The 26,281-nt window shown below is 44.8% G+C and carries 25 protein-coding genes; 10 read left to right on the top strand and 15 right to left on the bottom strand.

What is annotated here, in order from left to right; all coding sequences use genetic code 11:
- Nucleotides 1-24 precede the first annotated feature (24 nt).
- From pheS to ihfA, 8 genes are all read left to right on the top strand, one after another.
- Complete coding sequence (gene pheS / locus J4N39_RS07665) at nt 25-1,008, top strand: phenylalanine--tRNA ligase subunit alpha (RefSeq protein WP_252017712.1); 984 nt, start codon at nt 25-27, stop codon at nt 1,006-1,008.
- Nucleotides 1,009-1,026: 18 nt separating this feature from the next.
- Entirely contained in the window at nt 1,027-3,414 is a 2,388-nt protein-coding gene (pheT, locus tag J4N39_RS07660) for a phenylalanine--tRNA ligase subunit beta (protein WP_252017710.1), read from the top strand.
- 155 nt (nt 3,415-3,569) lie between these two features.
- Nucleotides 3,570-4,316, top strand: coding sequence for an outer membrane lipoprotein-sorting protein (locus J4N39_RS07655; RefSeq protein WP_252017708.1), 747 nt, complete (start codon nt 3,570-3,572; stop codon nt 4,314-4,316).
- Between the two features lie 18 nt (nt 4,317-4,334).
- Nucleotides 4,335-5,564, top strand: a complete 1,230-nt coding sequence (locus J4N39_RS07650) for an ABC transporter permease (protein WP_252017706.1) — start codon at nt 4,335-4,337, stop codon at nt 5,562-5,564.
- The gene (locus J4N39_RS07645; protein WP_252017704.1) at nt 5,554-6,771 is read left to right on the top strand and encodes an ABC transporter permease; all 1,218 of its coding nucleotides are present in this window, start codon (nt 5,554-5,556) and stop codon (nt 6,769-6,771) included. Before J4N39_RS07650 ends, J4N39_RS07645 begins: the two co-directional genes overlap by 11 nt.
- Before the next feature lies 1 nt (nt 6,772).
- Nucleotides 6,773-7,474 (top strand): ABC transporter ATP-binding protein, encoded by a 702-nt coding sequence (locus J4N39_RS07640; protein ID WP_252017702.1) that lies wholly within the window; start codon nt 6,773-6,775, stop codon nt 7,472-7,474.
- Nucleotides 7,471-8,649 carry a hypothetical protein gene (locus tag J4N39_RS07635; protein ID WP_252017699.1) on the top strand — a complete coding sequence of 393 codons (1,179 nt, stop codon included), beginning with the start codon at nt 7,471-7,473 and terminating at the stop codon, nt 8,647-8,649. Before J4N39_RS07640 ends, J4N39_RS07635 begins: the two co-directional genes overlap by 4 nt.
- Before the next feature lie 448 nt (nt 8,650-9,097).
- Nucleotides 9,098-9,394, top strand: a complete 297-nt coding sequence (gene ihfA / locus J4N39_RS07630; RefSeq protein WP_252017697.1) for an integration host factor subunit alpha — start codon at nt 9,098-9,100, stop codon at nt 9,392-9,394.
- 64 nt (nt 9,395-9,458) lie between these two features.
- Here the strand turns inward: ihfA and J4N39_RS07625 are convergent, their stop codons facing one another.
- Nucleotides 9,459-10,745, bottom strand: coding sequence for a methyl-accepting chemotaxis protein (locus tag J4N39_RS07625; protein WP_252017694.1), 1,287 nt, complete (start codon nt 10,743-10,745; stop codon nt 9,459-9,461).
- 89 nt (nt 10,746-10,834) lie between these two features.
- Between J4N39_RS07625 and yccX the strand changes: the two genes are divergently transcribed.
- Nucleotides 10,835-11,107 carry an acylphosphatase gene (gene yccX, locus J4N39_RS07620; protein WP_252017692.1) on the top strand — a complete coding sequence of 91 codons (273 nt, stop codon included), beginning with the start codon at nt 10,835-10,837 and terminating at the stop codon, nt 11,105-11,107.
- An 89-nt stretch (nt 11,108-11,196) separates the two neighbouring features.
- Here the strand turns inward: yccX and J4N39_RS07615 are convergent, their stop codons facing one another.
- The 4 genes from J4N39_RS07615 to J4N39_RS07600 all read right to left on the bottom strand — a co-directional run bounded on the left by J4N39_RS07615 (nt 11,197) and on the right by J4N39_RS07600 (nt 15,120).
- A complete protein-coding gene (locus J4N39_RS07615) occupies nt 11,197-11,526 on the bottom strand; it encodes a TusE/DsrC/DsvC family sulfur relay protein (RefSeq protein WP_252017690.1) in 330 nt (109 codons plus the stop codon).
- A gap of 87 nt (nt 11,527-11,613) precedes the next feature.
- Complete coding sequence (gene cdd / locus J4N39_RS07610) at nt 11,614-12,504, bottom strand: cytidine deaminase (protein WP_252017688.1); 891 nt, start codon at nt 12,502-12,504, stop codon at nt 11,614-11,616.
- Nucleotides 12,505-12,724: 220 nt separating this feature from the next.
- Nucleotides 12,725-13,039, bottom strand: a complete 315-nt coding sequence (locus tag J4N39_RS07605; protein WP_252017686.1) for a DUF2218 domain-containing protein — start codon at nt 13,037-13,039, stop codon at nt 12,725-12,727.
- A 56-nt stretch (nt 13,040-13,095) separates the two neighbouring features.
- Complete coding sequence (locus J4N39_RS07600; RefSeq protein ID WP_503061722.1) at nt 13,096-15,120, bottom strand: TonB-dependent siderophore receptor; 2,025 nt, start codon at nt 15,118-15,120, stop codon at nt 13,096-13,098.
- A 121-nt stretch (nt 15,121-15,241) separates the two neighbouring features.
- On the opposite strand from J4N39_RS07600, the gene J4N39_RS07595 reads away from it, so the two are divergent.
- The gene (locus J4N39_RS07595) at nt 15,242-16,240 is read left to right on the top strand and encodes a helix-turn-helix transcriptional regulator (RefSeq protein ID WP_252017684.1); all 999 of its coding nucleotides are present in this window, start codon (nt 15,242-15,244) and stop codon (nt 16,238-16,240) included.
- Here J4N39_RS07595 and J4N39_RS07590 read toward each other — a convergent pair.
- From J4N39_RS07590 to J4N39_RS07545, 10 genes are all read right to left on the bottom strand, one after another.
- The gene (locus J4N39_RS07590; RefSeq protein ID WP_252017682.1) at nt 16,230-16,991 is read right to left on the bottom strand and encodes an iron ABC transporter ATP-binding protein; all 762 of its coding nucleotides are present in this window, start codon (nt 16,989-16,991) and stop codon (nt 16,230-16,232) included. The two genes, J4N39_RS07595 and J4N39_RS07590, sit on opposite strands and share 11 nt — an antisense overlap.
- Nucleotides 16,992-16,998: 7 nt before the next feature.
- The gene (locus J4N39_RS07585; protein ID WP_252017679.1) at nt 16,999-17,949 is read right to left on the bottom strand and encodes an iron chelate uptake ABC transporter family permease subunit; all 951 of its coding nucleotides are present in this window, start codon (nt 17,947-17,949) and stop codon (nt 16,999-17,001) included.
- On the bottom strand, nt 17,942-18,877 hold the full coding sequence (locus J4N39_RS07580) for an ABC transporter permease (protein WP_252017677.1): 936 nt from the start codon (nt 18,875-18,877) through the stop codon (nt 17,942-17,944). Before J4N39_RS07580 ends, J4N39_RS07585 begins: the two co-directional genes overlap by 8 nt.
- Nucleotides 18,878-19,789, bottom strand: coding sequence for a siderophore ABC transporter substrate-binding protein (locus tag J4N39_RS07575; RefSeq protein WP_286036835.1), 912 nt, complete (start codon nt 19,787-19,789; stop codon nt 18,878-18,880).
- Nucleotides 19,790-19,960: 171 nt separating this feature from the next.
- Nucleotides 19,961-20,650, bottom strand: a complete 690-nt coding sequence (locus J4N39_RS07570) for an LrgB family protein (protein WP_252023659.1) — start codon at nt 20,648-20,650, stop codon at nt 19,961-19,963.
- Entirely contained in the window at nt 20,650-21,021 is a 372-nt protein-coding gene (locus tag J4N39_RS07565; RefSeq protein WP_252017673.1) for a CidA/LrgA family protein, read from the bottom strand. Before J4N39_RS07565 ends, J4N39_RS07570 begins: the two co-directional genes overlap by 1 nt.
- Nucleotides 21,022-21,025: 4 nt before the next feature.
- Nucleotides 21,026-22,450, bottom strand: coding sequence for an exodeoxyribonuclease I (gene sbcB, locus J4N39_RS07560; protein WP_252017671.1), 1,425 nt, complete (start codon nt 22,448-22,450; stop codon nt 21,026-21,028).
- A gap of 136 nt (nt 22,451-22,586) precedes the next feature.
- The gene (locus tag J4N39_RS07555; RefSeq protein WP_252017669.1) at nt 22,587-23,720 is read right to left on the bottom strand and encodes a GGDEF domain-containing protein; all 1,134 of its coding nucleotides are present in this window, start codon (nt 23,718-23,720) and stop codon (nt 22,587-22,589) included.
- Between the two features lie 104 nt (nt 23,721-23,824).
- A complete protein-coding gene (locus J4N39_RS07550) occupies nt 23,825-25,201 on the bottom strand; it encodes an L-cystine transporter (RefSeq protein ID WP_252017667.1) in 1,377 nt (458 codons plus the stop codon).
- A gap of 160 nt (nt 25,202-25,361) precedes the next feature.
- Complete coding sequence (locus J4N39_RS07545) at nt 25,362-26,054, bottom strand: NAD(P)H-binding protein (protein ID WP_252017665.1); 693 nt, start codon at nt 26,052-26,054, stop codon at nt 25,362-25,364.
- Between the last annotated feature and the right edge of the window lie 227 nt (nt 26,055-26,281).

Raw genomic sequence — 26,281 nt, 5'->3', positions numbered from 1 at the left:
TACCACCAGGTAGATGAGGAAACGATGCAACATCTAGAAGAGATCATTGCTAATGCGGGCGCAGCGATTGACGCTGCTGAGTCGCTAGTCGCACTTGATGAAGTGCGTGTTCAGTATCTAGGTAAAAAAGGTGAGCTAACCGCTCAGCTTCAAAGCCTAGGCAAACTACCACCAGAAGAGCGTCGCACCGCTGGTCAAGAGATCAACAAAGCGAAAGGCGTTGTTCAGCAAGCTATCGCGGCTCGCAAAGACGCACTACAACGTGCAGAGCTTGAAGCGAAGCTAGCAGCAGAAACGATCGACGTCACTATGCCAGGTCGTCGTATCGAGAACGGTGGTCTACACCCTGTTACTCGTACTGTTGAGCGTATTGAACAGTTCTTTGGTGAGCTAGGCTTTAGCACTGAGTCTGGTCCTGAGATTGAAGATGCATTCCACAACTTTGATGCACTAAACATCGCAGAAGATCACCCAGCGCGTACTGACCACGACACCTTCTTCTTTAACCCAGATCTTATGCTGCGTACGCACACATCTGGTGTTCAGATCCGTACGATGGAAAATGGCAAACCACCATTCCGTTTCATCGCACCGGGCCGTGTTTACCGTAACGACTACGACCAAACTCATACCCCAATGTTCCACCAAGTGGAAGGCATGCTAGTAGACGAAAACGTAAACTTTGCTCAACTTAAAGGTATTCTGCACGACTTCCTAACCAACTTCTTCGAAGAAGACCTAGAAGTTCGCTACCGTCCTTCATACTTCCCATTCACTGAGCCTTCAATGGAAGTAGACGTTAAGCGTAAAGATGGCAAGTGGTTGGAGATCCTTGGCTGTGGCATGGTGCACCCAAATGTACTTCGCAGTGTTGGTATTGACCCTGAAAAATACTCGGGCTTTGCGTTTGGTATCGGTATCGAGCGTCTAGCGATGCTTCGTTACGGCGTAAACGATCTTCGTGCGTTCTTCGAGAACGACCTTCGTTTCCTAAAACAGTTCAAGTAATCCAGAGGGTTCATCACAATGAAATTCAGCGAATCATGGCTTCGTGAGTGGGTAAACCCTTCAGTATCTACTGACGAGCTTACGCACCAAATCACTATGGCTGGTCTAGAGGTTGACGACGTTCTTCCTGTAGCTGGCACTTTCACTGGCGTTAAAGTGGGTCAAGTTGTTGAGTGTGCTCAGCACCCAGACGCAGACAAACTACGTGTCACTAAAGTTGATGTTGGCGGCGAAGAGCTACTAGACATCGTATGTGGCGCATCTAACTGTCGCCTAGGCATCAAGGTTGCTGTTGCAACCGTTGGTGCTGTACTTCCTGGTGACTTCAAGATCAAGAAAGCGAAACTACGTGGTCAACCATCACACGGTATGCTTTGTTCATTCTCTGAGCTAGGTATCGACGTAGAATCTGACGGTATCCTAGAACTTACTGAAGATGCTGTGCTAGGTACAGATTTCCGTGAGTACCTAGGTCTTGAAGACGTAACAGTAGACGTAGATCTAACAGCAAACCGTGCAGACTGTTTCAGCATCCGCGGTATGGCGCGTGAAGTAGGTGTACTAAACCGTGCTGACGTAACTGAACCTTCAGTTGAAGCAGTTGCAGCTTCTATCGAAGACAAAGTGTCTATTGAAGTGAAAGCGCCAGCTGCGTGTCCACGTTACCTTGGTCGTGTAGTTAAGAACGTTAACGTTAAAGCTGAAACTCCACTTTGGATGCAAGAAAAACTGCGCCGTTGTGGTATCCGCTCTATCGATCCAGTAGTAGATATCACTAACTACATGCTGCTAGAGCAAGGTCAGCCAATGCACGCGTTTGATCTAGCGAAGATCGAAGGTGGTATTGTAGTTCGTATGGCAGAGCAGGGCGAGAAGCTGACTCTTCTAGACGGCAACATCGCTGAACTAAACGCAGATACACTAGTAGTCGCAGACCACAACAAAGCACTAGCAATCGCTGGTATCTTTGGTGGTGAAGAGTCTGGTGTAACGACTGAGACAACTGACGTGCTACTAGAATGTGCATTCTTCGCACCTGACCACATCCGTGGTCGAGCTCGTAGCTACGGTCTACACACTGATTCTTCTATGCGTTTTGAGCGTGGTGTTGACTTTGCACTACAAGCAAGCGCAATGGAGCGTGCAACTCAGCTTCTAGTGGAAATTTGTGGTGGTGAAGTAGCACCTGTTGTTGGCGTAGAGTCACAAGCAGACCTACCAACAGCAAACACAGTTTCACTACGTCGTACTAAGCTAGATTCTCTACTTGGTCACCATATCGAAGATGCTGATGTTAAAGAGATCTTAGAGCGTCTAGGTATGGTAGTAGAAGTAACAGCAGAAGGCTGGACAGCGACTGCTCCAACTTGGCGTTTCGACATTGCTATCGAGCAAGACCTAATTGAAGAAGTGGGTCGTATCTACGGTTACGACAACATTCCTAACCAGCACCCAGCTGCAACTCTTAAGATGCACAACCACGTTGAAGCGAATCTTCCGCTAAAACGTGTTCGTGACCTACTTGTTGACCGCGGTTATCACGAAGCGATCACTTACAGCTTCGTAGAGCCAGAGCAGCAAAAGCTTATCGTGCCAGATGTTGAGCCGCTAATTCTGCCATTCCCAATTTCTGCGGATATGTCAGCGATGCGTCTTGGTCTTATCCAAGGTCTGCTTAACACTGTCGTTCACAACCAAAAGCGTCAACAGCCACGTGTTCGTCTATTCGAACAGGGTCTACGTTTTATCCCTTGTGAGTCTGCAGAAAACGGCATGCGCCAAGAAGCGATGCTTGCAGGTGTTATTGCAGGTACTCGCAGTGAAGAGCACTGGGACATCGAAACCAACACGGTTGATTTCTTTGACTTGAAAGGCGACCTAGAAGCGATTCTTGAGCTGTCTGCAAACGAGAAAGCATACTCTTTCGCAGCAGCGAAGCACCCAGCACTTCACCCAGGCCAATGTGCGGCAATCATCGTAGATGGCAAAGAAGTCGGTGTTATCGGTACTGTTCACCCAGAACTTGAGCGTAAGTTTGGTCTAAACGGCCGTACTATCGTGTTCGAAATCGAGTGGTCTGCGATCAACACTAAAGTGATCCCAGAAGCGGTTCAGATCTCTAAGTTCCCATCTAACCGTCGTGACATTGCAGTGGTAGCTGACGAAGCAATTGCTTCTGGCGACATCGTTGCTGCATGTCTAGAAGCGGGTGGTGAGTTCTTAACTGACGCTAAGCTATTTGACGTTTACGTAGGTAAAGGCGTAGAAGAAGGCAAGAAGAGCCTGGCAATCGCTCTAACTCTGCAATCTGTTGAACGTACGCTTGAAGAAGCTGACATCGCAGGTTCGGTAGACGCAATCGTTGCACATATTTCTGAGAAATTTGGTGCATCACTGCGTGATTAATCTTTAGATTAAGTTACGAAAAATGGGCTCCTTGGTAGGAGCCCATTTTTTATGCCTATTATTTGATAAATCTTAGCTTTAACTCAATGTTTGGTAGGCAAACATGCTCATAATAGGTTTAGGCTTAATAATCAGATTTATTGCAAGGGATGACTATGCGCAAGTTTCATTTACTCACACTGTGTTTTGTGGCTTCGAATGCGTTTGCGACGATGAGCGCAACAGACGTCGTCTCACGTTCGGACCAGCAAATGCGAGGTGATTCCAGCTATATTGAATCGACCATGACCATTATTCGGCCCGATTGGACTCGAACCATGAGCATGAAAAGTTGGAGTAAAGACCAAGATTTGTCTTTGGTGTTGATTACTGCTCCAGCTAAAGATAAAGGGACAGCGTCACTTAAACGCCATCGTGAAATGTGGAACTGGATCCCGGGTATTGAGCGAGTGATTAAAATCGCTCCATCTATGTTGGGACAAAGCTGGATGGGTTCAGATTTTACTAACGATGATTTGATTAATCAGTCGTCGATTGTTGTGGACTATCAACATCAGTTTTTGCCTGAGTCTGAAGTCGATGGTGTACCGACTTATGTGATTGAAGCAAAAGCTAAACCCGATGCTCCTGTTGTCTGGAGTAAAGTGAAACTTTGGATTTCTAAACAGAACTATTTGCAAAGAAAAGTCGAGTTTTATGACGAGTTTGATGAGCTGGTGAACACCATGAGCACCTTTGATGTGAAGGAGCTTGGAGGGCGAAAACTCGCCACAAAAATGGTGATGGAGCCTGCGGATAAGCCAGGTCACAAGACAGAGATGACAACGCATCAAGCGCAGTTCAATTTTGACATCGGCGATGAGTTTTTCTCACAATCGCAAATGAAAACGCTTAGAGAATAGCCCAGTAAAGGAGTAGGGATGCTGTTAAAACTTGCTTGGCGCAATCTCTGGCGTCAAAAACGAAGAACATTGCTGACGGCATCGGCGTTAGCACTGGCGTTATTCCTGTCGTTATTTACTCGCTCACTTCAAGAGGGTACTTATAGCGCCAATATTGACAATAATGCCCGCTTTTATACTGGTTTGATTCAAATCCAGCATCCTGATTTTAAGCAAAGCCAAAGCATTGATGATCTGCTTCCGGGCAATTCTCAGTTTGTGTCTGAAATTAAGCGTTTGCCTCAAGTCTCTCATCTCCTTCCTCGCATTGAGTCGTTTGCACTAGCAGCAGGGGATGATAAGTCCAAAGGCGTTTTGGTCATGGGAATTGAACCAGCGTTAGAAGATGCTTATTCAAAACTCAGTGACAAAATCGTTGCTGGGAGTTACTTATTGGCATCGGATAACCAAGTTTTAGTGGGAGAGAGTTTTGCTCGTCACATGCAATTGTCGGTGGGCGATGAGTTAGTGCTTTATGGGCAAGGTTATCGTGGTCAAACCGCTGCAGGGTTGTTTACTATCAAAGGCATTGTTTCTTTTCCGATGCCCCAGCTGGAAAGCCAGCTCGTCTATTTACCGATTGCTGCTGCAAAACAATTGTATAGCACCGATGAGCAAGTGACTCACTGGGTGGTTCATACTCATGCTTTGGAGCAAGTGCCTGCGGTTGTTGCATTGCTCGAACAGCAATTTAGTCCCAACGCTCGTGTGCAGGATTGGAAAACACTGTCACCAGAGTTTTATCAGCAAATTCAGATGGATAAGGCAGGTGGAATTTTTCTTATGTACATCCTTTATGGTGTGGTTGGCTTCGGTCTATTTGCTACCATCGCAATGATGACGTTAGAGCGTCAGCGAGAGTTTGGGGTGATGCTGGCAACAGGTATGCTTCGCCGACAGTTGATCACCCTAGTATCGGTAGAATCCTTGCTGATGGCTTTTATTGGTGTGTTGATAGGCTTACTTGTCAGTGCTCCCGTTCTAACTTACTTCTCGATTTTTCCGATAGAGTTTACTGGTGAAAATGCTCAGCTAATGCGAGAAGCGGGTTTCGAGCCCATTCTACCGCTGTTGGTTAAACCAATGTTAGTGCTCAAGCAGATATTGATCGTGTTGCTGATGCTGTTGATTTGTCTTAGTTATCCGATAGTTCGCTTAGGTCTACTTGATATTGTGGTTGCATTAAAAGGAGGTGCTCATGCTGCTTAAGCTTGCATGGCGTAACCTATGGCGCAATAAGATGCGAACTGGGATCATGCTAGGAGCAATGGTGTTTGGCCTCGTTGGAGTGATTGCGATGATCGCATTTATGACAGGTTTGATGGATAGCATGTTACGTAATGCTATTGCTTGGCAAACCAGCCATATTCAAATCCATAACCAAGGGTATATTGATAATCCAGACATCAATAAAGACATTAAAGATCTAGAATCCCTTCAAGTTGAATTAGCTGAAACATCGAATATTGAAGCCTATTCAGCCCGGTTTATTGCTAACGGGATGGTTGCTTCGGCGCGTAGTACCCGTGGGATCAGGATTAATGGGATCGATATTGACCAAGAGCAGCGAGTCACACCGTTATCTGAACATATCATACAAGGGGAATGGCTCGATAAAGCGTCAAGAAAACCTGCGTTAGTTTCCGAGCAAACTGCGAATAGGTTGCAACTAAAGGTGGGGTCGAAAATCGTCGTTACCTTTTCTGATCATAACAGTGACGTAGCAGGTTCTGCTTTTAGAGTGAAAGGGATCTTTAAAACGCCATCCACTAATTTTGATGATAACAACCTCTATGTAAGAAAGTCAGACCTTGAGAAATTGGCCGGGCTGCAAGGCGCTCATGAGATAGCCATTGTTGTAGGCGACCAAGAACAGTTAACCTCGACCCTTGCTGCGCTTCAAAGTGAAAGTTCTGTCCAGAATCTAGTTCGAGATTGGAAACAAGTTCAGCCTTTACTTGCATCAATGACCAGCTCGATGAAAACTAGTAATCAGGTGATTTTGTCGATTTTTGTACTTGCTATGGGATTTGGCATCATCAATATCATGCTGATGTCGGTGTTTGAACGCACTCGAGAGTTTGGCGTTCTGATGGCCGTTGGCATGCAAAAACATAAGATATTTGTCCTAATTTTGCTGGAAGCGACATTGCTTGGCTTATGTGGGGCAACACTGGGTGTTGGGTTATGTATATTACTCGTAGAATTGATTGGGCAACATGGATTCTCTCTAGGTGCGATGGCTGATGGGCTTGGAAGCTTTGGTATTGATACTCAAATCTATCCTTCCGTCGCAACAGATGATTATGTGATGGCGGTTGTCGCTGTGATTTTGGCTAGCACTATTGCTGCAATTTACCCTGCATTTCAAATCCTTAAAAAACACCCAGCACAAGCGATGGCGGAGAAGCACTAATATGACGATTCAATTGAAGGCGCTCAATAAGACCTATAATCCGGATAGTGAGTTTCCGGTTAAAGCCGTTAAATCTCTTGATTTAGTGATCGAACAAGGGGAGTTCGTCGCTGTGATGGGGCCGTCGGGGTCTGGAAAAACCACGTTGCTTAACATGTTGGGTGGTATTGATAAACCGACCAGTGGCGAGGTTCTGATCGATGGTACCGACATCTGCCAACTGAGTGAGAAACACTTGATAGGGTTTCGCCGAGACCACATTGGCTTTATCTTCCAAGACTATAGTTTGTTGCCTGTATTAACTGCGCTGGAAAACGTTGAGTTTGTCATGCAGCTTCAAGGGCGAAGTGCCAAAGAGTGCCAGCAACGATCTAAAGATCTTCTTAAACAAGTTGGGCTGGAACAGCAGCAAGATAAAATCCCTGGCAACCTATCGGGTGGGCAGCAGCAGAGGGTGGCAGTTGCCAGAGCGCTGGCGCCTAAACCACGATTTGTCATGGCAGATGAACCGACCGCTAATTTGGATGCCCAGAGCACCTCAGAACTTTTGGATATTATGCAGAGATTGAATGAGCAGGAGGGCACAACGTTTATTTTCTCGACCCACGACCCACGAGTCATTACACGTGCCAAACGAGTGATAGTATTCGAAGATGGCATGCTTAAAGAAGATAAGCTTCAGTCACAGCAGTCATCTTTATGAGAAATGTGATCGTACTTCCAGCGACTTTTTGTACATTGTGGGCTTCGATTTCCGCAGCTCAAATTCCTGGGTTAACACCGCAAAAAAACTATGATCTCAATGGCTATGTAAAGTACATGGCAACAGCGAATATACCGAAAAATAGTACAACCAGTTATGATCATCTGATCCATCAACGATTCAATTTTGAATATCGTTTCAGTCCTGAGTTTCAAGTGAACTTGGGTATGCGTAATCGACTTATTTGGGGGGAGAGCAGTCGCCACCCTGGGTACGCATATTTGGTTGGGTTAGATCAAGGGTACATGGATCTGACGACCCATTGGTACGACAACGACGGTGTGCTGGGTACCACTCAATTTGATCGGGCATACGTCCAGTGGCAAAACCAAGACTGGCGACTTAGGGCTGGGCGGTCGAGGATCAATTGGGCAATGACCACAATTTGGAACCCTAACGATATATTCAACTCTTTCTCAATCTATGATTTTGACTATGAAGAGCGCAGTGGCAGTGATTCGATTGCGATTAGCCGTTCGCTCGATTTTGCTAGTCAGTGGGACCTTGTCTATAGCCCTAATCGCGATACAGATCTTGATAGTTATGCGGGCAGATATCTGCTTAATCACCAAGGTTGGGATGCCCAGATTATTGTCGGTAAATCACTACTCGATCAAGTGGTTGGTTTTGGTTTGGCCGGAGATAGATACGGTGCAGGCATAAGAATGGAAGCAAGCTATTTTAAGCCTACTCGGGATGAGTGGAATGGCGTTCCGCAGCAAGCAAGTACAGTGGCGAGCCTTGAAACAGATTACAGTTTTGGTGGAAATCGAAATTGGCTTGGAAGACTCGCTTACTTGCATATCTCTAACCCTATAGAGGCGGAATCGGCGATTGCGTACGTGAACCTGCCTCTTAGTGCAAAAACGCTTAGCTTTACCACTCATACTTTTTATGCTGATCTAGGTTTTGACGTTACCCCTTTGTGGCGAACAACAGTATCGACCATTTATTATCAAGACCATTCTTGGTTTGCATCGCTTAACTCTACCTACTCGTTAAGCGATAACCTTCAGTTGATTGGAGTACTTCAGCGATTCGATGGTAGCAGCGACAGTTTGTTTGGTAATAGCCCTGCATCTTTAGTTTTTGCGCAGGTTAAGTGGAGTTTTTAGTACTTTAACTAAAAGCTCAATACTAGCTGTAAAAGGAGACAGAGGTTCGTTGCGTTTGATCGTATGCTACCAGTAGATATGAATCAATATCATAGAGTGCTTTTTGTACAGAATGACACTCAAGAGCATGAAAAGTATAAGAAAATTTTCAAATTAAATGTAAAAAATTACATTGGTTAATTATTCTGAAATATTCATAGTGAGTGGCTGATAATTCTATTTATAAACCATGCTGTGGCGCATAATTGCAATTATCCACTCAAGAAGTGATTAAATTATCATCAGGGATATTTTTGTTAACATGATAATTTCAGAAAAAAATTAGCCAAAATCATAAGCTTGGCTTACACTTTTGATTATGAAGTCAATGATGTGTTGTTTGACTTTAGACATTGCTAAGGCGCTACTGAAAAGTAGTAAGGTTTAACACAGCTTTGAGGGAAGTTTTATGGCGCTCACGAAAGCCGATTTGGCAGAAAACCTGTTTGAAAAGTTAGGTTACAGCAAGCGGGATGCCAAGGAAACGGTAGAAGCCTTTTTCGAAGAGATCAGAATTGCTCTAGAAAGTGGCGAGCAGGTAAAACTGTCAGGCTTCGGCAATTTTGATCTACGCGACAAGAATGAAAGACCGGGACGTAATCCGAAAACCGGCGAAGACATTCCAATCACTGCTAGACGTGTCGTAACGTTCAGACCTGGGCAAAAACTAAAAGCCCGCGTCGAAAGTATCGAGGCTGACAAATAAGTCGCAAAAGAAAGACCACTCAAATGAGTGGTCTTTTTGTTTTAGTGGATAGAGAAGATGAAGCTTACGCTTTCAAGCCTGTGAGCAGTTTTTCCATGTCATCACTCTGGGTGCGCAGCTTATCAATGTTACCTTTTGAGGATTGAATCATGTCATTGACCTGAATCGACTGGTTACGTACGTTCTCAACGCTTTCTGCAATACTATCAGCCACTACACCTTGCTGTTCAGCAGCGGTTGCGATCTGAGTACTACTTTCAGAGATAAACTGGTTTTTATCCGCCAAGTCGCCAATTTGATGGTCGACTTCATTCATCAATACTTGTCCAGAGCCTGCATTTTCAACCGTCGTTTCCATTAGTTTGGTCAAAGAGCTGCTGTTACGTTGCAGTGCTTCGATCATGGTTTGGATCTCGACAGTCGCTTGCTGCGTGCGTCCTGCGAGTGTTCTTACCTCATCAGCAACAACCGCAAAACCACGCCCTTGTTCGCCGGCGCGAGCGGCTTCAATGGCGGCGTTAAGTGCTAGCAGGTTAGTTTGCTCAGAAATACCATTGATGGTACTTACGACTTCATCAATTTGAGTCGCATTTTGATCAAGTTCCGCAACCGCTGCTGCCGCAGACTGGATCTCGTTACTTAGTTCAGAGATAGCTCCTAGTGTTTCACTCACTTTTGATTGGCCGCTTTGTGCAACACTTCGGGCATCATTGGTTTGAACACTCGAATCATGGGCTAGATTAGCAACTTCACGGATAGTCGTCGCCATTTGCTCTGTGGCACTGGCCAGCGAGTCCAAATTGGCATGTTGCTGATTAGAGATACTAAAGCTGCTGTCTGAAGACAAGTTGAGCTCTGAGCTGATCTGTTGCATCAAGGCAACCGACTCTTGCATCGCTTGAACGAGAGACTGTTCTCGGGCAGCTACTTTATCGATGTTAATGGCAATGACGCTGAACTCGTCTCGAACAGGGAAATAGTTCAAGCGATTGGTTAGGTCACCATCGACTAGGGTAGTGATAGCTTTATTGGTTGAGAACATCGCACCACCAATAAATGTCATCACATAGTAGACACCAAGCGCTAAAATAAAGAAGACAACTGACAGCAGCACAACTTGAGTAGTGCTTAGATAGCTGAGTAGGCTCACATCTGGGTTGTTAGCTAAATTTGCCAATTCATTTGCACTGCGAGTAGCGATATCTGCGGCCATGTTATCTGCTGCAAAACTGAGTACGCCAAAAGTGGTGAGCACAGCGATTAACGGTAGAAAAAAGAGAAGGTAAAACTTTTCTTGCAAGGTCAGGTGAATTAGATATTTATCGATCCAACGGAATGGAATCTCTTTCATAGTAGTGGCTCTCTATTACGTTTATTACAGCGTGTTTTCATTATAATGTGATATGAACTATATCATTTGTATGTTGCAAGGAAATAAGTATGGATAAAAAGTGTGTGCGGTTTTGCGTAAAAGGTTTAGTTCAAGGGGTAGGATTTAGATATCACACAGCTCATCAAGGTCACCAGCTAGGTTTAAACGGTTACGCAAAAAACCTAAACAACGGGGATGTTGAGGTAAAAGTGACGGGTTCAATGGATGCGATTAACAAGTTGGCTTTGTGGTTGGAAAATGGTCCTCGCACAGCGCAAGTCGACTCTGTGACTGCTGAAGAGGTTGATTACATCGCAATGAAGGGTTTTGACATCTTGTAGCTGCAAATTTTTTAACGCTGACATTTCGTAGCTGAGAGTACTCCCAGCTACTGCCTATTGAGCTTTACCGACCTGTTATCGCTCGTTGATTACAAACACTTAGCAGGCTTAGGCAGCCCGGCCAATTTGGTCGCTTGCTTTGCTGGTCCTTGTTTAAATAGCTTAAACAGGTATTTGCTGTTGCCTTTTTCAGGTCCGTGCTCTTTTTCAATGGCTTTCACTAGCATTCTAACGGCAGGAGATGTGTTGAATTCTAGGTAGAAATTGCGCACAAATCGCACCACTTCCCAATGGGCCTCAGTGAGCTCAATACCTTCTTCAGCAGCCAAAATCTCAACCATACCTTCTTCCCACAATGTATGATCAAGCAGGTAGCCTTGTGCGTCGGTCTCAATTTGTTTGCCTTGATATTCGAACATGATATTTCTCGTGAAGGGGGATAACGGCGCTAAGGTTAGCTTAGAAATAGAAATTAAAAAAGGCTCTTGCGAGCCTTTGTTGAGAAATCATCCAACTTGCTGATATTCGAGTTCGATATCGGGGTTAATGGCTTCTAATGTACCTTGAGTGTCGATTAAGTGGCTCATTTTGCTACCGTTAGTTTCAACCAACGCAGCATGAGTGATATCGGAAAAGGATTTTCCAGACAGTCGGACTTGCACTAATGCAACCTGTAAAGGTGGTAGGCTTGGATTGTACGCAGCATTTTCTGCATATGCCCCTTTATACACAGAGCCATCACGCAGTTGCAAAGCCACACCAGAAGGATTTTTCGTATAAGGAGAGTGGCTGATCATTAGAGCGTCGAGCGCTGATTGCATTAAACTGCTGTCGGAATGTAGCTCAGGCTGTTTCGCTTTAGGGCGCATTAACGCTTCTTCGATACCAAGATCAGAAGGACCAAACGCTTCAGGCAAATAGTCGTATAGTCCCTTTTCCTCACGGTCAGGGAGTTGGATCTTCAGGTTTTCAGCACCATTAAGCTCATTCATGAACTGACGGCAGTGTCCGCATGGACTGAAGTTAATGGTAACATCCTTAAGACCTTGCTCACCTTTCATCCAAGCATGGCTGATAGCGGCCTGCTCGGCGTGAACGGTTTGTCCTAGCTGGACCTCATCAAGCTCTACATTGGCACCAAAATACAACCTTCCCGAAAGGCCACGAGCGATAGCACCGACATAGAAATCAGACAGAGGAACGTTTGCATAGCTAGCTGCGACTGGAAGTAGTGCAAGTCTTAACTCTTTGTCACTCAAACCAGATGAGGTTAGTAGCTGGTTAAATTGATCAGCAGACAGGGTCGCATCGTAGTTGGTATCTGTAATCATTGCCTTTAGAGGCTGTGCCAAGTTTTCAGGCATCTGTTCTAAAGCGATTTCTAGATTTTTATTCATTATTTTTCCTTTGCTCGACCCTAAAGTTGAGTCAACTAAGTGTGGCCTACTACTAGGTAGGCTGGTAGGGAATAGGCTCATTGTGAGAAAAATAATGATACGATACAGTGATTATGATCACGTTATTGAATGTAACGAATGTTTCTGTTGCAGTTTAAGAGTCGACTCACACATGTAATCAATTACATTTAGGTTAGATGTGAGTCGAATCACATTAAAGTTACTTGTTTTGCGTAAAAAGGCTATTCCAACGAAATTTCCATTTTAAAACAATAGTTTCTCGTCTAGAGAACATATCCATATGCTTATTGAGAATACGTTGTTGAGCGATGAGGGCAATAGGGTGTTTACCGTTGCACTCAATATTTAGGCGCTTGTTTTCTTGGTCTAGTGAAAAGGACGTGGTCCCCATTGGGAATTCAACTTTTCCGCTTAAGTCATCCCAGGTGGCAGGAACTTTTCTAGCAAAATGGCGGCATAGGGTGACTAAGTATTTCTCAACATGCTCAGATTGAATGTAAGTGTATGATTTCATATGTATGTTCTTTGGTTAAGCCCTCAATAGGATTTGAGGGCTTTGCTTAAGAGTGATTAGAATTGGTATGAGGCTGAGACTTTCACGTTGCGGCCCGGTTCGTAGTCATCAAAAGCGACACCGCGCCCAGATCCACTGCGTGATGCGTGTGATACGTACTTCTCATTGAAGACGTTGTCAACACCAAAGGTAAGCGAGAGGCCATCAACATTGCTCGGTACCCACTGAGCATATAAGTTGTGCACTTTATATCCTTCCTTGATTGGGTTGCCTTCGAAAACATTGTCTTCATCAAGTACGACGATAGATGTCCAACCAAAGATGGTTTCTAAGTCGAGTGATTGGTAGTCAAGCGTAACGGCAATTGAATCACCAATATCGGCGCTTCTTCCTGTTGCGGCTGGAACTGGGTCCCCGGTCTCTAGATCTTTCATATCTGACTTAGCGTAAGATGCTTTTGCTTGGAACATGTCGTAGCTGTAGTTTGCCGCTAACTCAAAACCTTTGATCTCAATGTCGCCATAGTTGTAAATCAAATAAGTTGCACTGCTTCTTTGGTAGGCCTCGGCAATGTAGTCATTAATGCGAGTTTGGAACACGGTCAAGTTAGTGCCGACATAATGTTCACCCAACTCTTTATTGAATCTCAATCCAATCTGATGGTTATGACCAGTTTCAGCGACAGTGCCTTCTTTTAGGTAGGCCACGTTTTGGTAGGCGACGAAAGTTTCAAGCAGTTCTGGCGCTTTGAATAACGTACGGGTATTGGCGAAAATGGCAAGGTCTTCATGCAACTGCCAGTCAGCACCAAGTGACCAAGTTACGTCGTTATAACTGTTGTCGCCTGTTTCAGCATTCCGTTTATGATTGTCGTAACGTAATCCGGCGAGAAGGGAAAAGTCTGAGTTGAACCAAAGTTTGTTTTCAGCAAAGATGGCGCTTCCTACAGCGGACTCAGACGCAAATGGCGTTCCGCCGTAGTTGCTTTCACTTTTTTGCTGTTTAATGTCAGTACCATAGGTTATCTGACTTGGTTTTCCGGCAAGATCTAAATCTGATTGGAACTTAACCCCCAGTCCTGTATTGGTATTTTTAGCGGTATTTAAGCTAACGCGGTTTCCTGGCCATGCGCCCGCCATTACCGACTCATCGCGCTCGAGTTCTGTTTTGCTTTGATAAACAGTGACATTTCCATTGTGCGCTTTGCCATCAAGTTTGTAGGCAAGTGTTAAGGTATCGCGATCATAAATGGTAGGAATGAGTTTGTCGTTTGATAGCCCGTTATTGGCTTCGCCTGACATATCAGGGCGTGGGTTGTAGTCGCCATCGTCTTTGTACTTGTCATAGCTAAACTGGATGCGTTGATAATCATCCAAATCATAACCAATTTTGGCAAGTAAGTTATATGTCTTGCCTTTTACACCAAATGTCTTGTTGCCTTCCCCATCTTTCCAATCGTCTCGGGAAACACCGTAGGCATAAACCATTGCGTCTGCGTTATCGCTTAGTAGCCCATACAGGGTCACCGAGCCTTGCTGATTGGCATTGTTGCCGTAGCCTGCAAAAACACGAGCTCCAAAGTCTTCACCTGGGCGAAGCAAGTCTTTTGCGTCCTTGGTTTCAAAGTACACCGCACCGCCAAGCCCAGACGTAGTGACCGAATTGTTACCTACTTGAATATCAGCAGATTTAATGATGTCAGGGTTAAGAGTGAGGTTGCCAATATGGTGGAACATGTTGGCATGTTGAGAAGCACCATCAAGACGGATATCAAGATCCGTTTCACTGAGACCACGGATATTGATCCTTTGGTTAACAGAGTGTGTCCCCCCTACGTCAACGCCGGGAACATCACGCAGCAAATCTGATAGATGATCTGCCTGTTTAAGCGACATGTCCTCTGCCACAAGAGATTCTGATGAGCTAGATACCCTTGCACCCCAAACAACAACGTTTTCAAAGTAGTCGCTGTCTTGTGCTTGAGATTCTGAATCAACTTCAGCTTGGAGATAAAACGGGGAAATTGCCATGCAAACCGCACTGGCCAATAGAGTAGGCTTCAACTGGAATACCTTTTCCATGAATAGTAATCCTATTTGTTAATGGTAATTATTATCAGTTATGGTATTTTTCTGGGGAGATTATTGAAAGACGAATCAGTTATGCGTGTACGTAAAACTGTTATTCAAAAAAGGCAGGGTTATGGGAGCACGTCATCCACAGAATGCTAAAGCATTCACGTTGACCAAAATGGAGCAACGGCATAAGTCAAAGGTCATCATAGGTAACCATGCGACCAAGGAAGTTCCTCTGGTTCAAGGCGAATTTACTAGCTATCGAAGTCAAGGAGGACTGATCTTATATACGGGAAGCTGTCAGGAGCTCAATACCAGAAGCATTCTTTCTTCCGCACCACCTGCGCTCATTTTTACTATAGTGCTCGAGGGTAGGCAGAAATTTGGCTACGACGATTTGAACTTTGATTTGGTGGCCAAGGGAAGCAAACCGAAAGTTGTCGCTGTGAACCTCAATAAACCTGCCAACTTTAGAAAACACCTGACGCAAGATAGTCATTTTGTTAAGTTGAATGTCATCGTAATGAGAGAGTGGCTAGATAAGAGAATCCAGGGAGAAGGGCATCTTCAGCAGTTTCTTGCGACACATAAAGCATACTCGGAATTTAACTTGAGTGACGAGTTGGCTGTACTTGCCAATCAATTGATATCTCAAACCGAGCCAACGAGCTTTATGGCGAACTTGCGCCTAGAGTGCGAGTTACAAAACCTTGCGGTACATTTGTTGGAACAACTCACTTTTGAGCACCAAATTTTTGCCACGGAGATAGACACGAGCAGTGAAGAAAGTCTGCCAAGTCACCAATATCACCAAGTAGAGCCTATCATCAGTTACATTGAAGATAATATTTCTAAGCCAGTAGACCTAGCCCAAATTGCTTCGGTATCAGCCATTAGTGTATCGACGTTACAACGACGCTTTAAATCTCAATTGGGTATGTCGGTGACAGGTTATATCCGTCACCGACGTTTAGAGATTGCCAAACAAAAGCTTCAAGCTGGTATGGCTAGCATCACGGAAGCCGCATATGATGCGGGCTATCAACACCCGTCCAATTTTACTAACGCTTTTCGCAAGACATTTGGCCAGTCTCCAAGTGAATTTGTCGAAGCGACTAGGGCATAAGAAATTGGCAACTTCTTTTGCCCTGATTGACTTCAACAGTAAATGGCGTGTCATAGATTGACTCCAACATCTTGGGCTCGATAATTTTTTCAATTCCGCCTTGAGCGACTACTCTTCCTTGCTTTAGTGCAATGATAGTGTCGGAGTAATAAGCCGCAAAATTGATGTCGTGGATCACTACCACGACAGATTTTTGCTTCTCTTCCGCTAAGCGACGCACGGTATTCATAATCTGCAATGAGTGACGAATATCCAAATTGTTGAGCGGTTCATCTAACAAAATATAATCGGTATCTTGAGCAAGGATCATCGCAATAAAAGCGAGTTGTCGTTGGCCTCCACTGAGTTGGTCCGTATAACGGTTTTTTATCTCAACAAGGTCCAAGAACTCAATAGCTTCGTCTATGACCTGTTGATCTCTATCCGTCAGTTTCCCTTTGCTGTAGGGAAAGCGGCCAAAAGCAACCAGTTCCCTCACCGTAAACCTCATATTGAGGTTATTGGTTTGGCGCAATACCGATAACCGAGTGGCTAGCTTAGAAGTGTCCCAATCTTGAATTGCCTTTCCATCGATGATGACGTCACCAGCATCAGGCATTAGCAGCCTACTAGCCATCGAGAGTAACGTACTTTTACCAGCGCCATTAGGGCCAATGATTGAAGTGATCTCGCCTTTATTGAAACTGGCACTTGCGTCATCAATAACGATTTGGTTGTCGTACTGTTTGTGTAGATTGTTGAGTGTAACCATGGAACCTCTAAACCACTTTATTGCGGCTAAGCAGAATTAAGAAATAGATACCCCCAACAAAATTGATTATTACGCTTAGGGTAGTGTCGAATTGCAATACGCGCTCTACCACCCATTGGCCTGCGAGAACCACAGAAACAGAGAGCAGCGAGCAGCCAATCAAGAGAGTTTTATGTCGATAGGTAGAGAAGATTTCGCGGGTTAAGTTGGTCACCAAAATGCCAAAGAACAGAATAGGGCCTACAACTGCGGTGGAGATGGCAATCAGCACCGAACTCACCAACATCACGTATCGGGTGGTGCGCTTTGGGTCTACCCCTAAGCTAATGGTGTTGTCTTTATCTAGCCAAAACACGTCCAGCGTATGGTGAATTCTCCATAGCAATATCGACGCGATCAAAAGAGGCAGCACACACAGGTAGACAATCTCGGTATTTACGTTATTGAAACTGGCAAACATTTTTTCTTGCACAGAGAAGAAATCATTAGGCGATAGCACCATGATGATCAGATTGCCCATGTCATAGAAAAACTGCCCGAATATCACGCCGATAAGCAATAACACTAAGATATTCCGTCGCTCTTTATGGAAATAGAACCCAAACAGAGTGACTGAGAATGCCATCATGACCACCATGGAGACACTGAAGTTTAAGTAGTCATTGAGAAGCCACTGACTCATTCCCCCGAACAAGAGCACGATGATTACTTGCGTTAGAAGGAATAGTGCATCAAAGCCCATGATACTAGGGGTTAGAATGCGATTGTGAGTGATGGTTTGAAAAACAAGTGATGACTGGGCGATCGCAAATGATGCCAATATCATGGCGATGACTTTAGGTATACGACGTGACAGAAAGTACTGGTAGTTGTCGGCGTTGAGCCCGTGACCAAGATATAAGGCACATCCTATTAGCGAGATGATGCCCAGCAATATTAGTTTGTTACGGTCAGACATGGCTTCCTCTTCTTGTGATCAAGTAAAGGAACAAACCACCGCCAAGCACACTGATCACCATGGATACCGAAAGCTCATACGGGAATATCACCAAGCGACCAACAATGTCACATCCCAGAACGATGATAGCGCCAAGCATGGCTGTCAGTGGGATGTTTCGTCGTAAGTTGTCTCCATATGCCGCTGATACTAAGTTGGGAACGATTAGACCGAGAAAGGGCAACTTGCCAGCAATCATAACCACACTTGCTGAAGTAATTGCCACTAAAGTGACACCAATGAAAGCGACTTGTTGATAGTTTAGCCCTAAGTTAATCGCAAACTCTTTTCCCATCCCTACGGCCGAAATGCGACTTGAATAGGCATAGCTTAAAATAGCAACAGGGACTGCGATATAGAGCAGCTCATAGTCCCCTTGGAGAATGTTGGCAAAGTTAGCAACTCCCCAGCCTTGAACGTTATGCAGTACGTCATATTTGAGGGCAAAAAAAGTGGCGATAGATTCAATCACGTTACCGAAAATAATACCGATCAGTGGTACTAACACGGCATTCTTAAACTTTATCCGGTAGATGAGCTGTACGAAGACGAAGGTGCCTACAAGAGCGCAGGCAAACACTAACCACAGAGCATTTCCGTGTCCGAAGATCACCAGACTCAGAACGTAGCCAAGTAGCGCACACTCGATAGTGCCAGCGGTGGAGGGGGCAGCAAATTTGTTTTGACTGATTTGCTGCATGACCAGGCCTGCGATGCTTATTCCTGCACCTGCGAGCACAACGGCGAGAAGTCGTGGTAAGCGACTGGTTGTGATGGTATGCCAAGCATCGTGATTCATTGTCAGTAGATCTGTCGGTGTAATGTTACTCACACCGACAAATAAGGATACTGCACTAAGCAGTACTAAGATGGTGCTTAAAATAACCATTTATTGATACACAACGACCTGTTTTACATCAGAAATCATGGTTTCGACGGCCCGTACACCACCTGCGGCCAAGTACCATGCTGAGATGTTTAGAAATTGGATGCGGTTGTTTTTGTATGCATCAGTTTGTTTGACCAAATCGTTGTCAAAGCTGCTCTTTGAGCTTTCTTTGCCCTTACTGAGGAGAAAGTCACGGTCGATAACCAACATGGCTTGAGGATTTTTTTCTTTGATGAACTCATACGATATGATGTCACCATGTCGAGACTCTTTCAGCCCTTCAACGGTCTCTTTAAAACCAAAATCATTGTAAATAGTAGAAAATCTAGAGTTTTTACCAAACGCAGAAACGTTGCCCGCAGAACTAATCAAGGTCAATGCATCCAAGTTTTGCTTCTGAATATGCACTGATAAAGCTTTGATCTGGCCATCAAAGCTAGCTATCCATTTTTCTACCTCTTGTTGCTTCTCGAACACCTTACCTAAAGAGCGCCACATAGCTTGAGTAGTTTGCCAGTACGAACCTTTTGGGTCGGGTTCAAGCACTAGCGTTGGAGCAATTTCAGAAAGGTCTTTATAACTACTAGATGCGCGGACACCAACAATGATCAAGTCAGGTTTTAGTGAATAGATCTTTTCAAAGTCAGGTTCAAAAAGGGAACCAACAGAGGGATACTGATTGCCTTTGTACTCGCTTAGATATTCTGGGAAATAGGCTTTGCCACCCACTGCGACGGGTTTTACCCCTAGCGAATCGATGGCATCTAAAGGACCAACACCAATTACAATGACACGTTCTGGTTTGGTCTCTACTTGAGTGGTGCCAAGGTTGTGCTTCACCGAAATAGGTTTAGCAACCGCGGTGGAGATTAAGATCAATGGTAATGTTATGAGGGAAATTAACCGAGCCAGTTTCATAGCAATCCTTACTAAATGAGAGTGGGGATGATAATCATTATCGTATTTGGTCGGTTATATTACTGAGTCTGATGTAATAAACAAGTGGGGTATTCGCTAACTGAGGTTTAATCGTTGGTGCATCGCCAATTTAGGTAGGGGCGATGCACCGAGATGAAATGGTCTTTAGAGGTTTAACCATTGGTGTAATGACTGGGCGAAGAAGTACGCAGCAGGTGCCAAAATTGAAGTGATGATCCCACATATAACCAGAGCCAGTGAACTAAAAGCAGCATCTTTTGCACTTTTTTCTATGCAAGTTGCGGTGCCCAGTGCGTGAGATACAGTACCCATAGTGAGCCCCTTGGCAATAGGGTGAGTGACGCCAATTAGGTTATAAATTGGATAGGCAAACATCGCTCCAAACACACCGACCAAGAGAACAAAAATAGCAGCAACGGCTGGCTCGCCTCCTAGTTGGCTAGATACTTCCATCGCAATTGGTGTGGTGACTGATTTTCCTAACAAGCTTGCGATCAGCGTCAAATCGGTATTTAAATACACAGCGATGATGGCCGAAGTAAACATCGACATGATACTGCCCACGCTACACGCGAGTAAAATGATCTTCCAGTTGCGGCGGATCTCCGGCAGTTGTTCATACAGTGGGTAGGCGAGAGCAACGACCGCAGGTTGCAGCAGTTCAGTCAGTAATTGATGCTGTTGATAGTAAGTCTCAAAATCGACATCTAACATAACTAGAGCAGTAATGATTACCGATACACTGATCACTAGCGGGTTGGCAATAGGGTTATTTATCTTGGCAGCAATCGCTCTTGCTGCAAAAAAGACCACAACGGTTACAGCTAACCAGATCATTTCTTGTTCTCTCCTAGCAGTCGCTCGATAGCGAGTGATAGACAAACCAAAACAATCGCTGTTCCACCAATCGCACTGGCTAGGATCGGCAGTGCGTTTTCTAGCAACATCTCATAGTGATTCATCAGACCGACACTGATTGGTACGAACAACAAGATCATATAGCGGATAAACAGCGTCGATGTTGGACGTATCCAATCAATTTTGACCAAGCCGGTTGCAAGCAGTGCAAATAGGATCAACATGCCAAAAATACTTCCCGGGATTGAAACGGAAAGCAAAGACTGAAGTAGATTACCGGCCGCTAAACAGGCCAATATAATCGCAAACGAGAGTAGGTATCCTGCGATGAGTTTAATAACCTTCATTGACTTACGATACCAATTTTTCTACGTAACGATAGATAGACTTTAGTAGCGCCAACTTACGTTCGTCCCCTTCGTGCTCATGCACTAGGTTCTCTAGATTTAGCAAGTAATCTGGAAGGCGAGTTTCGAAATAATCTCGTCGGTAAAGGTTCCAGCGCTGCTGCTCGTCTTCGCTCAAACTCCACTCGAAGTTACGGGCGCGATACCTAAACAACAGAGGTTTGATCCGCTCATCTGCGACATTAAGATCGAGCACCGAAAGCTGCTCAGGAGTGGACTCACGCACGATATCAATCGCAGCCTTATCTGCGTGAGAGAAGAAGCCACTATAAAGCTGTGTATCCACATCTGTGTCATTGTCATATTCTCGCTCTTGGCTGTATAAAGCCGTGAGCTTTTCTCTAATTTCAGGATGCTGACGCAATAGTGCAAGGTTTTTCAAACATTGCTCTCGATCAATCCCTAGATTGGCTGCATTCTCAGCCGTGAGGGTTTTCGCTGGGGCGAGAATTGGACATTTATTCAGATGCACGAGTTTTATTGGTACGGGTAGCTCACCCTCTGCAAGTTCATCTCGGCGGGTATATAGTCGCTGGCGTAATTCATCTGCTGTCAGATCAAGCAGTGGCTGCGGATCTTTTGCAAGATCAATCATTACCACCGCATTTTGGTTAGTAGGGTGCCAAGCAACAGGCACCATCCAACTTGTGTAGCCACATTCTGCACCTAACATACCCGATACGTGGACTAGCGGCGTCATATTTACAATGTCGACTAGCTCATTAAGCTTACGCTTGGTACGCATCTTATATAGATAGTCGAACATTTTAGGTTGTGCTTGTTTAACCTTTTTCGCTAGTTCAATGGTAGCAATTACGTCGGCCATTGCGTCATGGGCATTTTCGTGCTCAATCCCATTTTCGACCGATAGATGCTCAAGCTTAAAGCTAGGAAACCCATCTTCACGCTCAGGCCACTCGATACCATCCGGACGCAAGGCATGCACTGCACGCATCACATCTAACAAATCCCAGCGGGTATTTCCGTTTTGCCAACTCCATGCATAAGGGTCAAAGAAGTTACGGTAGAGCGTATAGCGAGTGACTTCATCATCAAAACGAATGCTGTTGTAGCCAAGGCTGGTGGTATTAGGTACCGAAAGTGCTTGGTGGATCTTTGCGATAAATTCAGGCTCTGGAAGCCCCTTGCTTTGCGCCAATTGCGGTGAAATGCCCGTAATTAAAGCAGCTTCAGGTGCTGGAAGGTAATCGCTTGGCGGCTGACAATAAATGACTAACGGCTCACCAATGATATTGAAATCCATATCAGTGCGAACGCCAGCAAACTGACTTGGTCGGTCTTTAGCGGGATTGGTTCCCCAAGTTTCGTAATCGAAGAAGAAGTATGAAGGCTGATGGTCGTGAGACATCGAAAACACCGGATAGCAAGGGACGAGCGGATATTAGACCATTGCGGGCAGGGCATATCAATCATCTGACACTGATTTAGCAAAGTTATTGAGCGCAAATGGTTTATCCGCTGCTTTGCTGTGCAATTGGATCGAGTTAGAAAACGGGGTCTAGTCGAGCGACAGTGACTTGATTACGTCCTGAGTCTTTTGCTTTGTATAGAGCTTCATCGGCACGGATGATGTTATCGCTAATGTCTCGTTCAAAATTGTACGCTGATACGCCAAAGCTGACGGTAAATTGAATGCTTTTGCCTTGGTAATCGATGGTTGTTGTTTCACATTCAAGGCGAATTCGCTCAGCCACGGAAGCGGCAATATCTTGGTGAGCGTTGGGGAGAAAGATTAAGAATTCTTCGCCACCATATCTTGCTGCAATGTCGTAATCTCTTACACGATCACGAATGATGTCAGCAAACTGTTTTAGGGCAATGTCTCCAGCGTCATGACCGTGCGTGTCATTGATGGATTTAAAGTGGTCAATGTCGGCTAAGATGATCGCAGCGGGTTTGTCTTTTCTTGCTAGGTAGTTGAGTTGGTCAGAGATATGTTCAAAAAGAGCGCGGCGATTGAGCATATCAGTTAATGCATCTTTGGTTGCCAAGCGCTGCAGTAGCGCATTTGAATCCAGCATATAGCTAGTGAGCAGAAAGACACTAATGCCACTGACGAGTGCAGGGGCGAAGATAAATTCGTAGATCAAATGGAAATTAAAATACTCTTCCATCGAGTGGTAATCCGTGGCTGAACGACCGTCTAACGCCATGAGCGTAAAGCTACACATCATGGTAAAGATGAAGCCAAAGTCAGCTTTGTTTACCCCAAGCTGCTTCTTGGACAGCGACCAGCTCATCAAAAATATCTGACTGCCCATGAACAAGAGTGAGTGGGAAGTGAATATGTAACCGCTAAAGACCAACACCAGAAAAGCAGAGAGTAGGAAGATAGTGATTTTTTCGGCTAGGGGATTTTTGCAGCGAATCGCTGTACCGATCGAGAGTCCGCTGAAACCGATAGCGAACGTAGCATCGAGCAGTTTAGGTTCCAACTCAGTTTGAAACTCGGGGATACGGCCATGCAGGTAAAAGAAAAATAAGGTGCTGATATAAAAAGCCATGTAGTAGGGTTTTGCCCTACGAGGCTCTTCAGGTTCATTGATGAGAAAGGATGCCGCTAAGCCAAAAAGCGTCACTATTAGGGCGGCGAGCACTATTGCTGTTTGTCCAATCATTGCTTTGGCTCATATTCAACTCGATACTTAAACAGTAGTGCTATACGGTTAATTTGTCGAAAAAAAGCCAGCATTTTATGCTGGCTTATTAACGAGATAGCTAATTATGATTGCTGAACAGTCTCTGGTGTCTGTTCAGTTTTTTCATTTTTGAGTAGACGGCTTGTAATGGTACCTGCTGTCATCGCTCCTGATACGTTTAGCGCCGTACGGGCCATGTCAATTAGCGGTTCAATAGAGATTAGAAGTGCCGCAATTGTTACTGGTAGTCCCATTGCTGGCAGCACGATCAGTGCGGCAAATGTCGCTCCGCCACCCACACCAGCAATACCAAATGAGCTAATCACAACGATAGCCACCAGTGATACGATGAAGTTAATATCCATTGGGTCGATACCGACTGTTGGTGCGACCATTACCGCTAGCATGGCAGGGTAAATACCTGCACAGCCATTTTGACCAATGGTTGCACCAAATGATGCTGCCAAGTTTGCAATCGCTGGTGGCACATTCAGCTTGGTGATCTGCGCTTCTACATTCAGTGGAATGGTTGCTGCTGAACTACGTGAAGTAAACGCAAACGTCAATACTGGCCAAATCTTCTTAAAATATTCTTTCGGGCTTACACCAACAAAAGAAACTAGAATGCCATGCACAACAAACATTAGAGCAATGGCGACATAAGAGGCAATAATAAAGCCTAATAGGTTAAGGATATCTGAAGCACTTGATGTCGCTACGACCTTGGCCATTAGCGCTGCAATACCGTATGGAGTTAGTGCCATGATCATTTTAACAAGACGCATCACAATGGATTGAGCAGCCTCAACGAACGTACGAATCGGTGATTCAAGTTCCTGCTTCTCAGCCATTACTTTGCGCGCCGCAATACCGGTCAAGATACCGAAGATAACCACTGCGATGATTGATGTAGAACGAGCACCTGTCAGATCCGCAAATGGGTTGGTTGGGATGAAGCTCACTAGCATTTGTGGAATAGTTAAGTCGCTTACACGATCAATTCGATTTTCTAACACGGCGATACGAGCGGTTTCACGAGCACCTTCAGTTAGACCTTCCGCAGATAGACCAAACGCTTGAGTCACTGCAATACCAATCAAGGCTGAGATGGCTGTGGTTGCTAGCAGTACGGATATCGTTAGGCCGCTGATTTTGCCAAGTGAGCCAGATTTTTCTAGTTTTACTACTGCAGCGATCATTGACACTAATACTAGTGGCATGATGATCATCTTCAATAGTCCAACATAACCACTGCCAACCACATTCACCCAGTCTAGACTGGCGGCGATCGCTGCATGGCCTTCACCATAAATGAGCTGAAGAGCAAGACCAAATAAACTACCAGATACTAAACCGACAAGTACCTGACGTGATAGGGTGGCGCCTTTTCTCTGTTGCAAGCTTAGAAAGAAAAGTAGCGCTGCGAATACGGCAAGATTCGCGACAACTGCTACGGACATGAGCAAACTTCCTTACACAAGTGATTTTTATAAATTGCTAAAAGGTGGGGTTTCTAAAGAATCTAATTCTTGGGTTGTAAGGTATAGGGAGTGTTTAAGATCACAAAGTCGAGTTTGATCTTAGATATAATATTTGGCTATACAACTGGTTGAAAAGCCATCAGTACTGATGAATAAGTGCCCACATCTCTTTTGAATGTAGTATGCGAGTCGCACTGAGGTACTGCTCATCAATTTGAAATAGTGCATAGAGCATAGCTCGAGCAACATCTTTGCCTTCAATAGGCTTGTAGTTTGCCATTGAGCCAATCATGAAAGGTGAAAGTGGTTTGAGCAAAGCTTCGGTAATGGTTTCATTTAAGCGGGTTTGGTTGCGCTCTCCAGTTAAAGGCCCTGGCCTAACAATCACTAATCGCTCAAACCCCATGCTTTGCAAAGCTTGCTCCATTTTTCCTTTGCACTTTAGGTAGTGGGATAGAGAAGTCGCACTTGCACCAATACTTGATACCACCGCAAGTCGTTTTACACCAAGGGTCTGCATGGTCTTAGCCACTTGGCAAACGAGGTCAAAATCCACTTTTGCCAATGCTTGCTTGCTGCCAGCTTGTTTAAGTGTCGTGCCCAAACAGATAAAACCATATTCTGGAAGTGGATCACTCTCACTCCAATCGGTAGGCACAAGGTCTGGGTTTAGATGCTGATGAATTTTTGTAGAGATAGCATGATGTGGTTTACGAAGAAGTAGGTGAATGGTTGAGACATTGTTTGCCTCAGAAAGCATCTTGGTTAGCTCACTGCCAATAAGACCAGATGCGCCTGCAACAATAACAGAGTGTGTTTTCAATGCTTCCATCGTTTTAACCTAAGTACAAGTATCAAAAAACATCATAATCTCAGTTGGTTAAACGTTATAGTTGGTGGTATCAAAATGAGAGGTGAGGCGTAGTAAATGTACTTGCCTGAACAGGTAGACAAGTACATTGTGTTGCCATTGAGCTGACTATTAAATGTATTCAGTGATGGTTCAGTATTTTGCTCAAGTAATCGACATCGGGACTCTACGCTTGCGTCGCTTAGTGT

Origin of the sequence: Vibrio sp. SCSIO 43136, from assembly GCF_023716565.1 — a bacterium.
Taxonomy (GTDB): Bacteria; Pseudomonadota; Gammaproteobacteria; order Enterobacterales; family Vibrionaceae; genus Vibrio.
Note: the sequence above shows the minus strand (reverse complement) of the source record. Positions and strands in the feature narration are given on the sequence as shown.

Coding starts and splice junctions, on each gene's coding strand:
- J4N39_RS07555 (WP_252017669.1), bottom strand. CDS start 23,720: ATGATTGGACAAACAGCAATAGTGCTCGCCGCCCTAATAGTGACGCTT.
- J4N39_RS07635 (WP_252017699.1), top strand. CDS start 7,471: ATGAGAAATGTGATCGTACTTCCAGCGACTTTTTGTACATTGTGGGCT.
- J4N39_RS07590 (WP_252017682.1), bottom strand. CDS start 16,991: ATGGTTACACTCAACAATCTACACAAACAGTACGACAACCAAATCGTT.
- J4N39_RS07645 (WP_252017704.1), top strand. CDS start 5,554: ATGCTGCTTAAGCTTGCATGGCGTAACCTATGGCGCAATAAGATGCGA.
- J4N39_RS07655 (WP_252017708.1), top strand. CDS start 3,570: ATGCGCAAGTTTCATTTACTCACACTGTGTTTTGTGGCTTCGAATGCG.
- J4N39_RS07640 (WP_252017702.1), top strand. CDS start 6,773: ATGACGATTCAATTGAAGGCGCTCAATAAGACCTATAATCCGGATAGT.
- J4N39_RS07625 (WP_252017694.1), bottom strand. CDS start 10,745: ATGAAAGAGATTCCATTCCGTTGGATCGATAAATATCTAATTCACCTG.
- J4N39_RS07545 (WP_252017665.1), bottom strand. CDS start 26,054: ATGGAAGCATTGAAAACACACTCTGTTATTGTTGCAGGCGCATCTGGT.
- sbcB (WP_252017671.1), bottom strand. CDS start 22,450: ATGTCTCACGACCATCAGCCTTCATACTTCTTCTTCGATTACGAAACT.
- J4N39_RS07580 (WP_252017677.1), bottom strand. CDS start 18,877: ATGGTTATTTTAAGCACCATCTTAGTACTGCTTAGTGCAGTATCCTTA.
- pheT (WP_252017710.1), top strand. CDS start 1,027: ATGAAATTCAGCGAATCATGGCTTCGTGAGTGGGTAAACCCTTCAGTA.
- J4N39_RS07550 (WP_252017667.1), bottom strand. CDS start 25,201: ATGTCCGTAGCAGTTGTCGCGAATCTTGCCGTATTCGCAGCGCTACTT.
- J4N39_RS07650 (WP_252017706.1), top strand. CDS start 4,335: ATGCTGTTAAAACTTGCTTGGCGCAATCTCTGGCGTCAAAAACGAAGA.
- cdd (WP_252017688.1), bottom strand. CDS start 12,504: ATGAATAAAAATCTAGAAATCGCTTTAGAACAGATGCCTGAAAACTTG.
- J4N39_RS07595 (WP_252017684.1), top strand. CDS start 15,242: ATGGGAGCACGTCATCCACAGAATGCTAAAGCATTCACGTTGACCAAA.
- J4N39_RS07605 (WP_252017686.1), bottom strand. CDS start 13,039: ATGAAATCATACACTTACATTCAATCTGAGCATGTTGAGAAATACTTA.
- J4N39_RS07615 (WP_252017690.1), bottom strand. CDS start 11,526: ATGTTCGAATATCAAGGCAAACAAATTGAGACCGACGCACAAGGCTAC.
- J4N39_RS07585 (WP_252017679.1), bottom strand. CDS start 17,949: ATGTCTGACCGTAACAAACTAATATTGCTGGGCATCATCTCGCTAATA.
- ihfA (WP_252017697.1), top strand. CDS start 9,098: ATGGCGCTCACGAAAGCCGATTTGGCAGAAAACCTGTTTGAAAAGTTA.
- yccX (WP_252017692.1), top strand. CDS start 10,835: ATGGATAAAAAGTGTGTGCGGTTTTGCGTAAAAGGTTTAGTTCAAGGG.
- J4N39_RS07600 (WP_503061722.1), bottom strand. CDS start 15,120: ATGGAAAAGGTATTCCAGTTGAAGCCTACTCTATTGGCCAGTGCGGTT.
- pheS (WP_252017712.1), top strand. CDS start 25: ATGCAACATCTAGAAGAGATCATTGCTAATGCGGGCGCAGCGATTGAC.
- J4N39_RS07565 (WP_252017673.1), bottom strand. CDS start 21,021: ATGAAGGTTATTAAACTCATCGCAGGATACCTACTCTCGTTTGCGATT.